Genomic DNA, 12,893 nt, shown 5'->3' with positions numbered 1-12,893 from the left:
TTAATCCATGAGCGATTTAATGTGTGCAGCGTCTATTCGGCCATCTGCAAGCCGGTTCAGGATGAGCGTGGTCAGTCCTGCGCGTTCAGCAAAGCTATCGAGAACCACAAATTCGTCCGACGAATGAATGTTGCCGCCGCGAACACCAAGTGTATCAATATTGGGTGTGCCTGCTTGAAAGACGTTGTTTCCTTCGCAGACACCGCCGGTATCTTGAAATGTGAGGGACAGCCCAAGTGCACCTGCTGTTGCATCTACAACTTCGAAAAGGCGTGATTGCGCAGCATTTCGTGGCTTAGGTGGGCGATAGAAACTGCCAATCATTTGTGCTGAAATACCGTCGCGTTTAAGAACTTTCTTCAATAGTGTTTGAAGGGAGCGTACTGCTAGATCAGCACGTGTTTGATCGGGTGCGCGTATTCCCAATCTTAGCACCGCATTGTCTGGCACAATATTTACGGCATTGCCGCCATCTATTGCGCCGACATTGAAGGTTACCGTATCCATTGCGGCATCAAGTTTTTCAACACCTAAAGCAAATTCTGCGGCTGCAAGTATAGCGCTGCGACCAGCCTCTGGTGCGCGTCCAGCATGGGATGCAAGGCCTTTAAAGACTATGTCATAAATTGCAGAGCCTTTCCGGCCGCCAGACATAGCGCCTGATTCCATAGCGGGTTCAAAGGTTAGGCCGATATGCGCATTCTTAGCTGCTTTCGCAATAAAGGGCGCACTTGCAAAATTTCCAGTCTCTTCATCAGGGCTAAGCGTGATTGAATAGCCTAATTTGTCCTTGTGTGGGCCTGCTTCAAAAGCCTTTAACGCTTCAAGCATCACAACAATTCCACCCTTCATATCGGCTAGGCCGGGACCATTTAACTTCCCATCACCAATATCATTGATGTCTTCAAATGTGCCTTCAGGAAAAACAGTATCGTAATGTCCGGTCATAACCACTTGTACAGGTGCATCTGATCTAGACGTAACTGTGATAACCGGCCCGGATTGGAAATAGGTTTTGTCGCCTTGGTTGTTTATCTTTTCGATGGCAGGCGTTTTATGCGATTCTACTACGGCATCTAGTTCGCCAAAAGCTTCCACCAATAGGGGAGCGAAACTTTCTAATCCAACAGCGTTCCAACTGCCTGTATTAATCTTAGCCCATTCAACCGTTTTTGCGATCATTGCGTCTTGTCGTGAATGAATTAAATCTAAAGCCGTGACATCTTCAGAAGTCTTCTTTGCCAACGCGAAAATATCTTCTTTTGTTAATGTCATGAATTTGCTCCGGCCTTTTGGAATTCATAAATAGACCCAAGATCCATGATCTGAGTCAGTTCATCCAAAGCAGCGCGCGTTTCGTTCAACAGTTTTGGGTCGCCAAGATCAGCAGGCGCAAGTGCATCGCGGTAATGGGTTTTTACCCAGGTCTCTAAGCGATCTATTTTTGAATGGGACATAATGGCTGGCTGGTGCATTTTAGCGAGCTCGTCATCGGTGAGCTGGACCCGAAGACGCAGACATGCAGGACCGCCGCCATTACGCATGCTTTGGCGTAAATCCATGTAGATAGCCTGCTCAATCGGGATGTCGCCCGCCACACAAGCATCGGCAAAGCTTTTCGATGCTGCATTCTCCTGTGCATCAGCAGGTAAAATCAGCGCCATTTTGCCAGTTGGCAGGGTAATTAATTGGCTATTGAAAAAATAAGATTGGATAGCATCTTCGATAGGAAAGTCTTTGTTCATTGCAGTCACAAAAACCGGATCAAAACCCAAAGGCTCCGCTTTGCGCCGAATAGTGTCCTGCAAAGCACTTAAATCGTCAAAAGCAGCCTCGTGGAACAGTAAAACCGGACCATTAGCGACACACACTACATCATTGTGAAATGCGCCTGCATCAATGGCGCGATTGCTTTGACGAACAAAAAGCGTGTTTGCATCATTAAGCCCGTGAAAACGAGCAACAGCCTGACTCGCTTCCAATGTTTGCCGGGCAGGGAATTTAGCGACATTCTCGCTATTGTTTAGCGCTTCGCGTCCGTAAACAAAGACTTCTAAGCCCTTATCGGCATGAGTTTTACATAGACGGTTATGATTGGCAGCACCTTCATCACCAAAGAGCGTGTTTGCGGGTAATGCTTCATGTACCGAAAACGCGCTTTCGTCAGCAAACAATTTGCGCAAAATGCTCTCAGCCTGCGGTCCTTCAATACTGCGATGTGGCATTGCTGAAAGGTTTGCGGGTGTGAAATGAACCTTTCCATCCGCAGTATCGCAACTTGGCGAAACGGTCGCAGCATTGGCTGTCCACATACAAGAAGCGGATGCGTAATTACTAACTAGGACTGGGTTTGATTTATAAGCTGCCTGCAATACGTCATTATCAAAGCCTTTAAAACCAAGCTTATGCAAACCTGCCATGAAGGGGCGTTCTTGCGGCGGCATAACTGCTTGAGTAAGTCCCAAATCAATCAGCTTTCGCATCTTTCCTAGCCCTTGTAGGGCTGCACCTTGCGGGTTTGAAATTTGGCCTTTGTTGGATTTAGAAGCCAAATTTCCAACTGACATGCCGCCATAATTATGCGTTGGGCCAACAAGTCCGTCGATATTGATTTCATGAGTCATGGCAATTCCTTATTTGTTGGCACTAGCAAGGTCGGCAAGTCGGTCGCTATGGCGTGTTGCAGCGATCCAAAGTTTTGCCGTTTCAGATAGTCCAAAAGCATTGGCAACGCTTTGGGGAGCCACATTGTTTCGAAGGTCTGCTTTTGCAATTGTCGCTCTAAAGTCGGTTTTATGACCAGAGAACAGCATGGAATAATCGCCTTCTACATCGTCATCCAAAGTTTGGGTCCGAACTGCTGTTCTTGCGATAGATGTGTCTGAGATTTCGCATTCAATGGCAGGACCACCGTCAAACACGTCACATAGGTCTGTTTTTTTGAAACCTGCATTCATAAGCAAGTCCATAGCTTTGCCCGACAAACGATGAGGTCGTCCAATGAAGTCCTGTGTCTCAGGGGGCAGGAGGTTTAAGAGAATCGGCAAACTTGGAATCAATTCAGCTATAAAGCGTCCATCTTCAGAGCTAAGTTCATCTGCTTCTTTAAATGGAAGGTCTATGAATTTTGATGCGATAAAATTCCAAAATGGCGCTTCACCATTTTCGTCAAGCCATCCTCGAATATCGGCCATCAAAGTTTTGGAAAAAAAATCTCTGTGTTGATCTATGAATGCCAACCTACCTAATGAGAGCAATCTACCAACACCGCCGCCACGCACTTCTTTTGAGAGGAACAGAGTAGCGAGTGCTGTGTTACCATCGAATTCTGTTGAAAATTGTAGGCTATCATGTGCTGTTTTTAAGCTCGGGGTCGTAGAGCGCCGTGTGTGACGGCTCAATTTAAAGCTACAATAGGGGCGTTCACGACCAAGCCTGGGCAATATCGCTGACATTCCTACGACTTTTCCGTCCATTTCGACAACGAAGAAAATCCGGTTTGCGGATTCGTCGCCAGATAGAAAGCGCTGAGTTTCATCAATATAAGCAGCTATTTTTTCAGGCGTACGAGGAACTGTTGTGAGGCCGGCCCCTAATGAGCTGGTAAGAGCAGCTAAGCCGTCAATATCGGCGGGCGTTGCTAGTCTGAAAATATTCACAGAAGAATTCCTTTTAAACAGTCTGGATGACACCCTATGATAGGCAAATGAATAACGTTTACTATGGCGTTTCTGATATCAATATGATGGTTTGGCTTTCCATTTGGTGTGAGAATGCATACATAGCGCCTAGAAATTTATAAGTTGAGGAGTCTGCTGTGAGCGACACATCGAGCGTTAAAGCTCTAAATTCTACCGTCGAAATTGCTTGCCCGCGTGGGAATATCAAAATTGGACCGGATGCTCCTCTGACATTTTTTCTTGGGCCTTGTGCTTTAGAAAGCCGCGAACATGCATTGTTTATGTCGAATGCAATTCTAGAAATAGCTGACAAATTGGGCGCACAAGTCGTTTATAAGACTTCATTTGATAAAGCGAACCGGACGAGCATGTCGGGTTATCGCGGCATGGAGCTAGATGAAGCGTTAGATATCTTTGCTGAAGTTAAGGATAAAACTGGATTGCCAATGCTGACCGATGTTCACTTGCCGGATCAGTGTGAAAAAGTGGCCAAGGTTGTTGATGTTCTTCAGATACCAGCATTTCTTTGCCGTCAAACAGATATGCTACAAGCTGCAGCGGAGACTGGTGCTGTTGTAAAAGTGAAAAAAGGCCAATTCCTCGCACCTTGGGACATGAAAAATGTCGTAAACAAGCTGATCTCTATGGGGGCAAAGGATGTCTTGCTTACAGAACGTGGCTCCTCTTTTGGGTATAATGCATTAGTGACTGATATGCGCGGCCTACCTGAAATGGCAGCCATGGCACCAGTTGTTATTGATGCCACTCACTCCGTCCAACAACCGGGTGGAAAAGGTGGTTCCACTGGCGGTCAACGTGAATATGTTCCCGTTATTGCTAAGGCTGCTGTTGCTGTTGGTGTTTCAGGTGTTTTCCTTGAAACACACCAAGATCCGGACAATGCACCTTCAGATGGACCAAATATGGTTATTTTATCTGAACTTGAAAAACTGATGAGTGAGTTGATTCAGATCAATGCGCTCGTGAAAAGTTTCTAAGTTAAGTCTGGTTTGAATTTGGTATAAAAGCCGCACTTTGAAAATCAAAGTGCGGCTTTTTGTTTTTGGATTTCGGATTGAATGAGTGAAAAAACGTTTTCAAACATTTCAGTGGTGAGGCGACCCGTATTCGTATTATAGCGAGAGCAATGGTAGCTATCTATCATTGTTAGTGCGCCATTGGGGCCGTTAAGCTTATGGATAGCGGCATGGGCGAATTTGTAATTCGATAATTTGCCACCAAGCGTTCTAACTGTTGAATCGTGAGCGATTTTTCCAAGCGCCAATATGACTTTCAGTTGTGGTAGGTGCTGCATTCTGGAAACAAGAAACGGTCTGCAATTATTGATTTCTGGGCCGGTAGGTTTGTTTTGAGGCGGGACGCAGCGCACCGCATTTGTAATCATAGCGTCTACGAGTTCTAGGCCATCATCTGAACGAGAATCGTATTTCCCTTTAGAAAACCCGAATTTTTCAATTGTTGCGTAGAGCAAGTCGCCAGCATAATCACCCGTGAACGGACGCGCTGTCCGATTGGCTCCGGTAACACCTGGTGCTAAGCCGACGATAAGCAATTTTGCGTTTGATGGTCCAAAAGAGGGTACAGGCGCGTTAAACCAGTTAGGTTCTTTTGCACGGTATTCTTCTAGATACTCCACGAGACGTGGACACCTGTCACAATCAGAAGGAGCTTCTGGTGGAAAATTTTCAGTCATGAAGCCTCTGTTAGTTGTCTCATTGCGGCCTACAAACAGATTTGTATACAAGAATTGTCTAGACTAAATTGTTAACTAGTCTTTCTCATCCTCCAATTCGTCATTTTCACGACCAATTATTTTGACTAAGTCACTTAGATCAATAAAATTGTCTGCTGAGCGCCTTAAATCATCTGAGATCATGGGGGGCTGTGTTTTTACGGAAGAGACGACAGACACGCGTAGTCCTCGGTTTTGAAGAGCTTTTACGAGAACGGTCAGATCGCCATCTCCAGAAAACAAAATGGCATGATCAAGTTTGTCGGCCAATGTGAGCATATCAACTGCGATTTCAACATCCATATCACCTTTGACGCGGCGACGGCCGGCTGCGTCAGTAAATTCTTTGGCAGGTTTGGTGACGACATTATAGCCATTATATTGTAGCCAGTCGACGAGTGGCCTTATTGGCGAATATTCTTCATTTTCGATTAAAGCAGTATAGTAATAGGCTCGTAGTAGGCGGCCCTTTTTTCGAAATTCGCTCAAAAGTCGTCTGTAATCTAGTTCAACGTTTAGTGTTTTTGCGGCAGAGTATAGGTTTGCACCGTCAATAAACAGGGCTATCCGCTCATCTTTATAAAAGGCCATACAAATGTTGCTCCCTACAACACGGGTTAGTACAAATGACAACACTATAAATGGGCGCGGACAGGGAGGCGTATATGTCGCCTTGGGAAGCAATTCCGCATTTACTGATCATGAGGAACAGCAGCTTGAAGGTGCGGGCCTGTTTCAATCTGTCCTGCGCACTCTTGAGTGTGCCGGTATAAAAACATTGCATAAATCTAGTATTTGGGTGTCCCCCGCGTGGCCAGACCCTAATCTTGGTGAATTTTTCAATGCTGTGGTCGAGTTAGCCCTTATTTGCGATGACGCGCAAGCACTAATGCATTTGCTACTTAAAATAGAGGATGAGTATGGGAGGGTTCGAACAGAAAAAAATGGTGCTCGTACTTTAGATTTAGATTTGATTGATTTTCGACGTCAGGTCAAAATTTCAACTGATGAGAGTAATTTGATTTTGCCTCATCCACGTATGCATACTCGATCATTTGTCCTATCGCCGTTGATGGAAATTGCACCTGATTGGCATCATCCGTTAAAAGAGGTATCAATTGAAGATATGGTCAATAAAGCTCAAAAACATTGGCCGTGCAGAAAATTCGGACCGTTTTGATATCAAATAATTGAAATAGTCATGAATTGATCGCATTTATATGAAAATACCGATGATTAATGGGTTGAGTCTGGTTAAGAACTGGCTTATCCAGTTCGTTTGGCAGGAGAACATATATATGGCACGCGTCACCGTCGAAGATTGCATCGAAAAAGTACCTAACCGCTTTCAGCTTGTTTTGTTGGCTGGTCACCGCGCTCGCATGATCCGTGCTGGTTCGGAAATGACTGTAGATCGTGATGACGATAAAGATCCTGTTGTGTCTCTACGTGAGATTGCTGGTGACGGCGTGGATCTTGACCTAGTCAAAGAAAGCTATGTTTCTGAGCTTCAAGAAGTTCGGCCTAACGAAGAGGCTGAAAAAGAAGAAGATCGTTTGGCTCTGCAAGCAGCGCCGACGCGTTCAGAAGAAGATGTTATCCGTGCGTATCAAGCAGAGCTAGAGAACGCACGCGAAGACCGTTACTAAATACTAAAGTGAGGCGAAATGGCTGACGATACGTCAGAACTCCATGCCGCCTTGCGCGAACCTGGCCTACCCACAGGCAAAGGGCGTCGTTTTTTACGTCAGTATGAATTAGTAGAGCGCGTTCTCGCATACCAGCCAGACGCGGATGAAGACGCGCTCAATCGTGCATATGTATTTGCGATGGTCCGTCACGGCGCGCAAACACGCCACTCAGGTGATCCGTATTATGCTCACCCTGTGTCTGTCGCGGGAATTCTGACCGACCTTAAGCTAGATTATTCAACCATTATCGCGGGCTTACTCCATGATACCGTTGAAGATACTGATGTAACGCTTGAAGAGATCGAAGAATTATTCAGCAAAGACATCGCTGAAATAGTAGATGGCGTCACGAAACTCACGCAATTAGAATCGTCGAGCCGGGCTGCTAAACAAGCAGAGAATTTTCAAAAATTCATATTAGCGACGACGAAAGATATACGTGTTCTACTCGTCAAACTCGCCGATAGACTTCACAATATGCGCACGATTCAATTTATGCCAAAGCCTGAAAGCAGGATACGCATTGCGCAAGAAACGATAGATATTTATGCGCCTTTGGCACGCCGAACAGGGTTATCTATTTTCGCTGGAGAGCTCGAAGACATCGCCTTTGCGGTCATAAACCCAGAAGCACGCGAAACTATAGAAAGACGATTGGCTGAAATGGCAGCGGATGCTGTTGAAGATGTTGAGCGCATCCAATCTGACATTGAAGTTCTAATGAGCGTAAATGGGATAAGCGGCGATATTCGGGGACGATTAAAGCGCCCCTATAGCATTTGGCGTAAACTTGAAAATAAAGCGATTTCATTCAAAGATTTAGGTGACATATTCGCTTTTCGATTAATTGTGCCATCGGTTGCAGATTGCTATCGCGCTTTGGGTATTGCCCATCAGCATTGGGCTGCGCTATCTGGGCGATTTAAAGATTATATTTCCGTTCCCAAGCCTAATGGCTACCAATCCATACACACAACTTTTCAAGGACCCGGAAATCGGCGTGTAGAGTTGCAGATTCGTACAAAACAAATGGACGAAATCGCAGAGCGAGGAATCGCTGCTCATTGGCGCTATAAAAACAAAAATTACGGGTTCGATAAGGATGGCGCTCGTGAGGCAGGACTAGATCCAGAAGATAGTCTATTAAGCTTTGCTGATATGCTTGGGCATGGTGCGGATCCAGAAGAATTTCTTGAGCATGCCAAAATGGAAATGTTCCGAGATACTGTGTTTGCGTTTACCCCGCGAGGGCGTCTTGTGAAGTTGCCAGATGGCGCAATGCCCCTAGATTTTGCCTATACGGTGCATACCGCCGTTGGGGATGAATGTGTCGGTGTTCGCATCAATGGAATTGAGCGACCGCTGCGTACATTGATTCAAAATGGCGACACAATCGAGATTATACGTGGCCCGCGAGTCGAGCCACCGGCGAATTGGCGTAGTCTTGTTGTAACGGGAAGGGCTCGCTCTGCGATACGTCGTTTGACACGAGATAAAGAGCAAGAAGAGTTTACAAAACTTGGACGGCAAAAGCTGAATTTAGGATTGCGCCGTATTGGGCTTGATCCAATTGACATTAAGTTCAGGCAAATCGCTGTCCAAAGTGGTATGGCAACAACAGAGGAACTTCTTGAAGAGCTGGGACGTGGATTCATAGACCTCAAAGAGATATTATCAAAAACCTTTCCTGAACACATTGAAAGTGAGATGCTTGAAGGGCGTCATGCAATTGACGACGATGAAACGGAGTCATTGTTATCAGGTGAAAAATTGATACCTGGTGTTGCTTTGCATCTTTCTGAATGTTGTTCACCTTTGCCTGGAGATCGTATTGTTGGCGTACAAATAGCAGGTAAGGGTGTCGATGTTCATGTGATTGATTGTCAGAGACTGATGGATTTTGATAGTCAGCCAGAAGTTTGGATGGATCTGAGTTGGCGCCCGATAGCGTCCACAGATTTTTTTGCGGTCAGCCGGATACTTATTGCTCTTTCAAATCAGCGTGGGTCATTGGCAACAGTTTGTAAGACCATTTCAGAGGCAAATGGTAATATAATCAATATCGCCATAAAAAACCGGAATGAAGATTTCTTTGATTTTCAGTTTGATGTTGAAGTTGAAGATAAGCGAAGATTGACGCAAATTTTGGCAGCCCTTCGGGCTTTGAGTGCTGTTGAAAGCGTTGATCGTATTCGCGGCTCACTGGAACATGATAGCAAAGTCAAAAATGATTCAGACAAGGAAAAAAGCAAGTGAACACAGAAGAAGTATTAAATGAATTTCGCAAGGTCGATGCGTTACTTGAAGGACATTTTATTTTGTCTTCAGGACGCAGAAGTCCTGTGTTCTTACAAAAAGCTTTGGTGTTTTCTCATCCTAAAACATCTGAAACACTGTGCTCTGCATTAGCTAAAAAGCTGACAGAAAAATTTGGCCAGATTGATGTTGTATGTGGTCCTGCCGTTGGCGGCTTAATTCCGGGGTATGAAACAGCGCGCGCACTTGGTTGTCGTGCCATTTTTACAGAACGACAAGATGGTAAAATGACATTGCGTCGTGGCTTCGATATTAAAAAAGGCGAACGGGTTGTTGTTGTCGAAGACATTGTAACAACTGGCCTTTCAATGCGTGAAACCTTTGACGCTCTAAATTTATTCGATGGTGATGTTATCGGGGGCGCATGTGTCGTTGATCGCTCCAATGGGGAAGCCGATGTTGGCTTGCCACTCGTTTCCTTAGCTGCGGTAGATTTCCCAGACTATGATGAAAATGATTTACCACCTGAGCTAATGAAAATTCCTGCAATAAAGCCAGGCAGTCGAGGATTAAAATAGATGGCATTACCTTTTGCGCGCTTGGGGGTGAATATTGACCATGTTGCAACCATCCGAAATGCGCGTGGAGGGGCGTGGCCTGATCCTGCTCGGGCTGCAAAAGCTGCTCGGGATGCGGGCGCAGATGGCATCACTATACATTTAAGAGAAGATCGCAGGCATATTCGCGATGGTGATCTTGAAGCGGTAAGTGGCGCAATGTCTCTTCCAATAAATCTCGAAATGGCCACAACTGAAGAGATGCTGAAAATTGCATTAGATTTCAAGCCTCATGCCGTTTGTTTGGTACCAGAAAAACGTGAAGAGCGCACGACTGAAGGTGGTTTGGATGTTGCACGGCTTCATAACACCGTGGCACCCTTTGTGCGACGTCTCAATGATAATGGTTCTCGAGTATCTCTCTTTATAGAACCAGACCTAGTTCAGGTTGCGGTGTCCGAAGCAATTGGCGCGCCCGTCATTGAGTTGCACACCGGAAAATATGTTGAACACGTGTTTGCGGGTGAAACACAAGAAGCCGAAATTGAGCTTGAGCGCCTGAAAATTGCTGCTTCTGAAGGTAAACGTCGGGGTATTGAAGTTCACGCTGGGCATGGCCTAACTTATGATACTATTGGCCCCGTCGCGAAAATTCCTGAGATTGCCGAATTTAATATTGGGCATTTCTTAATTGGAGAGGCGATATTTGTTGGGCTTGAAACAGCGGTACGCCACATGCGCGAGTTAATTGATGAGGCGCGTGCCTGAGCATGATATTGGGCATTGGGCAGGATATGACTGACATACGGCGAATTGAAAAATCGCTGTCTAAGTTTGGTGATCGCTTTACGCAGCGTGTGTTCACGAAACAAGAGAGAGAATTAGCTGATGGTCGCAAACGGCGTGCAGATACTTATGCAAAACGTTTTGCTGCTAAAGAGGCGTGCGCTAAGGCACTTGGTAGTGGTATTTGGCGCAATGGCGTTGGGTGGCAGGATATGGGTGTCACCCGTCAGGAAAATGGTGCACCGACCCTCGAACTTTCTGGCGGTGCAAAACTATACCTTGAAAAGCTGACACCAGACGGTATGAAGGCGAATATTCATCTGACAATAACAGACGATTATCCCTACGCTCAAGCCATGGTGATTATCGAAGCTATTGCTGTGCAAGGGGCGTAAATGCCGAGACCGAATTCAAGCCATACTGGCAAACGTCGTCGAAATAGAGATCGAGTACGTCGGTCAACGCCGCCTAGATTGAACAATGATGCTAGAGCGACGATACAGGAAATTGCCGGTATCAAGTTCAAAGATGTAAGTCTTTTAGATCGCGCTTTTACGCATACGAGTGCTGTGCCGGGCGAGGCTGCGGACTGGAGTAATGAGCGGCTTGAGTTTTTAGGGGACCGAGTGCTTGGTCTCGTGGCAGCTAGTCAGCTTATTACGCGTTTTGAAAAAGAGCGGGAAGGTGGATTAGCCCCGCGTTTGAATGCTTTGGTTAGTCGTGATACATGTGCGAAAATCGCTGCTGAAATTAATTTGGGGCAGTATTTGATATTGGATGCCTCTGAGAGTTCTGCTGGTGGTACAGCAAAACCGTCTTTGCTTGCGAATGTTACTGAAGCTTTGATCGGTGCTATCTATCTTGATGCTGGGTTAGCAGCATCTGAACGCTTTATTGTAAAATACTGGAAAGAGTATTTTAAGACGCTCACGGATGTACCTCGTGATCCTAAATCAGCCCTTCAAGAATGGGCGCAAGGTGATGGGCGGCCGGCGCCTAACTATGAGAATATTGATCGTACAGGTCCTGATCATGCACCTGTTTTTACTGTTGAAGTGCGTGTCGAAGGTGTCAGACCTGCAAAAGGTGAAGGCTCTTCTAAGCAGGAAGCTCAAAGAGCTGCTGCAAGTGCAATGTTAAATAATGTTGGAGAAACTTCTTGAGCGATAAGCCAGAAGAATACGAAAAAGAAGATATTGAAGCTAGCCTTCAAAAACCACGTGAAACTAGAGCTGGCTTTGTAGCCGTTATCGGTTCGCCTAATGCCGGTAAGTCCACATTGGTAAACCGGTTGGTTGGGGCAAAGGTTTCAATTGTAACGCACAAAGTGCAAACAACGCGGTTTCAAGTACGTGGTGTGATGATGCGCGGTGATGCTCAAGTTGTCCTCGTGGATACCCCCGGAATTTTCGCGCCAAAGCACCGTTTAGATCGTGCTATGGTGAAATCTGCTTGGGATGGAGCTGAAGGTGCAGATCAAATTATTCACCTTGTTGATGCAAGTTCTCGTTCTCATAAGATTGACGATAAGGTCACGGGTGCAGACAAAAAAACGATAATTGATGATCAGCGTATCATTGATGATCTGAAGGCGTCTGGACGAAAAGCAATTCTTGCACTGAACAAAATAGACCTATTTGATCGCGAAGACCTCATACCCATTTCAAAAGAATTATTCAACGAAGGTGTGTATTCAGATGTCTTCATGATTTCCGGCCTAAGAGGCGGCGGCGTCCGCCAACTGGCGGATCACATAGCAGGGAATATGCCCGTCGGTCCTTTTTTATTTCCGGAGGATCAGGCCGCAGATATGCCTTCCCGTTTGTTGGCTGCAGAAGTAACACGTGAAAAACTTATGCTTCGTTTGCATGAGGAATTACCATATCAAATGACCGTTGAAACAGAAAATTGGGAACGTTTCAAAGATGGTTCCATTCGCGTGGATCAGATTATCTATGTTGCACGTGAAGGACACAGAAAGATTGTACTAGGGAAAGGTGGTCGTGCGATAAAGGACATTGGTCAGCAAGCGCGGAAGGATCTTCAAGAAATCTTTGAAACGCCGATCCATTTGTTTACACGCGTGAAAGTTTCAGAAAAATGGGCTGAAAGTCGTGAGAGGTTTTCAGCCATCGGACTGGATTTTGATGTTTAACAGCCTCTCATAATT

The 12,893-nt window shown here is 45.7% G+C and carries 14 protein-coding genes; 9 read left to right on the top strand and 5 right to left on the bottom strand.

Features of this window, described 5'->3' with window-relative positions; all coding sequences use genetic code 11:
• Genes AC5EF3_RS07765 through AC5EF3_RS07755 form a run of 3 tightly spaced genes read right to left on the bottom strand, consistent with a single transcriptional unit; the run spans window position 1 to window position 3,659 of the window.
• On the bottom strand, window positions 1–1,275 hold the full coding sequence (locus tag AC5EF3_RS07765; RefSeq protein WP_493547620.1) for a hydrolase: 1,275 nt from the start codon (window positions 1,273–1,275) through the stop codon (window positions 1–3).
• On the bottom strand, window positions 1,272–2,624 hold the full coding sequence (gene astB / locus AC5EF3_RS07760; RefSeq protein ID WP_493547619.1) for an N-succinylarginine dihydrolase: 1,353 nt from the start codon (window positions 2,622–2,624) through the stop codon (window positions 1,272–1,274). The genes AC5EF3_RS07765 and astB overlap by 4 nt, the downstream gene beginning before the upstream one ends.
• 9 nt (window positions 2,625–2,633) lie before the next feature.
• The gene (locus AC5EF3_RS07755; protein ID WP_493547618.1) at window positions 2,634–3,659 is read right to left on the bottom strand and encodes an arginine N-succinyltransferase; all 1,026 of its coding nucleotides are present in this window, start codon (window positions 3,657–3,659) and stop codon (window positions 2,634–2,636) included.
• Window positions 3,660–3,817: 158 nt separating this feature from the next.
• Here AC5EF3_RS07755 and kdsA point away from each other — a divergent pair, with 158 nt between their 5' ends.
• Window positions 3,818–4,678: a 3-deoxy-8-phosphooctulonate synthase gene (kdsA, locus tag AC5EF3_RS07750; protein ID WP_493547617.1), complete on the top strand. Its 861-nt coding sequence runs from the start codon at window positions 3,818–3,820 to the stop codon at window positions 4,676–4,678.
• Window positions 4,679–4,722: 44 nt separating this feature from the next.
• On the opposite strand, the gene AC5EF3_RS07745 is transcribed toward kdsA, so the two are convergent.
• Together AC5EF3_RS07745 and AC5EF3_RS07740 are read right to left on the bottom strand one after the other, a co-directional pair.
• On the bottom strand, window positions 4,723–5,394 hold the full coding sequence (locus AC5EF3_RS07745) for a uracil-DNA glycosylase (protein WP_493547616.1): 672 nt from the start codon (window positions 5,392–5,394) through the stop codon (window positions 4,723–4,725).
• 75 nt (window positions 5,395–5,469) lie between these two features.
• Window positions 5,470–6,024 (bottom strand): LabA-like NYN domain-containing protein, encoded by a 555-nt coding sequence (locus AC5EF3_RS07740; protein ID WP_493547615.1) that lies wholly within the window; start codon window positions 6,022–6,024, stop codon window positions 5,470–5,472.
• 4 nt (window positions 6,025–6,028) lie between these two features.
• Here AC5EF3_RS07740 and folK point away from each other — a divergent pair, with 4 nt between their 5' ends.
• From folK to era, 8 genes are all read left to right on the top strand, one after another.
• Window positions 6,029–6,613: a 2-amino-4-hydroxy-6-hydroxymethyldihydropteridine diphosphokinase gene (folK, locus tag AC5EF3_RS07735; protein ID WP_493547614.1), complete on the top strand. Its 585-nt coding sequence runs from the start codon at window positions 6,029–6,031 to the stop codon at window positions 6,611–6,613.
• A gap of 118 nt (window positions 6,614–6,731) precedes the next feature.
• Window positions 6,732–7,082, top strand: coding sequence for a DNA-directed RNA polymerase subunit omega (rpoZ, locus tag AC5EF3_RS07730; protein ID WP_015827405.1), 351 nt, complete (start codon window positions 6,732–6,734; stop codon window positions 7,080–7,082).
• Window positions 7,083–7,100: 18 nt separating this feature from the next.
• Window positions 7,101–9,380 (top strand): RelA/SpoT family protein, encoded by a 2,280-nt coding sequence (locus tag AC5EF3_RS07725; RefSeq protein WP_015827406.1) that lies wholly within the window; start codon window positions 7,101–7,103, stop codon window positions 9,378–9,380.
• The gene (gene pyrE / locus AC5EF3_RS07720) at window positions 9,377–9,958 is read left to right on the top strand and encodes an orotate phosphoribosyltransferase (RefSeq protein ID WP_493547613.1); all 582 of its coding nucleotides are present in this window, start codon (window positions 9,377–9,379) and stop codon (window positions 9,956–9,958) included. The genes AC5EF3_RS07725 and pyrE overlap by 4 nt, the downstream gene beginning before the upstream one ends.
• On the top strand, window positions 9,959–10,705 hold the full coding sequence (locus AC5EF3_RS07715) for a pyridoxine 5'-phosphate synthase (RefSeq protein ID WP_015827408.1): 747 nt from the start codon (window positions 9,959–9,961) through the stop codon (window positions 10,703–10,705). It begins immediately after the preceding gene.
• Window positions 10,706–10,707: 2 nt separating this feature from the next.
• Window positions 10,708–11,118, top strand: a complete 411-nt coding sequence (gene acpS / locus AC5EF3_RS07710; protein WP_493547612.1) for a holo-ACP synthase — start codon at window positions 10,708–10,710, stop codon at window positions 11,116–11,118.
• A complete protein-coding gene (rnc, locus tag AC5EF3_RS07705; protein ID WP_493547611.1) occupies window positions 11,119–11,886 on the top strand; it encodes a ribonuclease III in 768 nt (255 codons plus the stop codon).
• Window positions 11,883–12,878 (top strand): GTPase Era, encoded by a 996-nt coding sequence (gene era / locus AC5EF3_RS07700; RefSeq protein WP_493547610.1) that lies wholly within the window; start codon window positions 11,883–11,885, stop codon window positions 12,876–12,878. Before rnc ends, era begins: the two co-directional genes overlap by 4 nt.
• Window positions 12,879–12,893: the final 15 nt, after the last annotated feature.

It is taken from the genome of Hirschia sp., assembly GCF_058892565.1.
Note: the sequence above shows the minus strand (reverse complement) of the source record. Positions and strands in the feature narration are given on the sequence as shown.

Excerpts from the sequence above, each read along its gene's own strand:
- AC5EF3_RS07765 (WP_493547620.1), bottom strand. The coding sequence starts at position 1,275 with ATGACATTAACAAAAGAAGATATTTTCGCGTTGGCAAAGAAGACTTCT.
- astB (WP_493547619.1), bottom strand. The coding sequence starts at position 2,624 with ATGACTCATGAAATCAATATCGACGGACTTGTTGGCCCAACGCATAAT.
- AC5EF3_RS07745 (WP_493547616.1), bottom strand. The coding sequence starts at position 5,394 with ATGACTGAAAATTTTCCACCAGAAGCTCCTTCTGATTGTGACAGGTGT.
- AC5EF3_RS07740 (WP_493547615.1), bottom strand. The coding sequence starts at position 6,024 with ATGGCCTTTTATAAAGATGAGCGGATAGCCCTGTTTATTGACGGTGCA.
- folK (WP_493547614.1), top strand. The coding sequence starts at position 6,029 with ATGTTGCTCCCTACAACACGGGTTAGTACAAATGACAACACTATAAAT.
- rpoZ (WP_015827405.1), top strand. The coding sequence starts at position 6,732 with ATGGCACGCGTCACCGTCGAAGATTGCATCGAAAAAGTACCTAACCGC.
- AC5EF3_RS07725 (WP_015827406.1), top strand. The coding sequence starts at position 7,101 with ATGGCTGACGATACGTCAGAACTCCATGCCGCCTTGCGCGAACCTGGC.
- AC5EF3_RS07715 (WP_015827408.1), top strand. The coding sequence starts at position 9,959 with ATGGCATTACCTTTTGCGCGCTTGGGGGTGAATATTGACCATGTTGCA.
- acpS (WP_493547612.1), top strand. The coding sequence starts at position 10,708 with ATGATATTGGGCATTGGGCAGGATATGACTGACATACGGCGAATTGAA.
- rnc (WP_493547611.1), top strand. The coding sequence starts at position 11,119 with ATGCCGAGACCGAATTCAAGCCATACTGGCAAACGTCGTCGAAATAGA.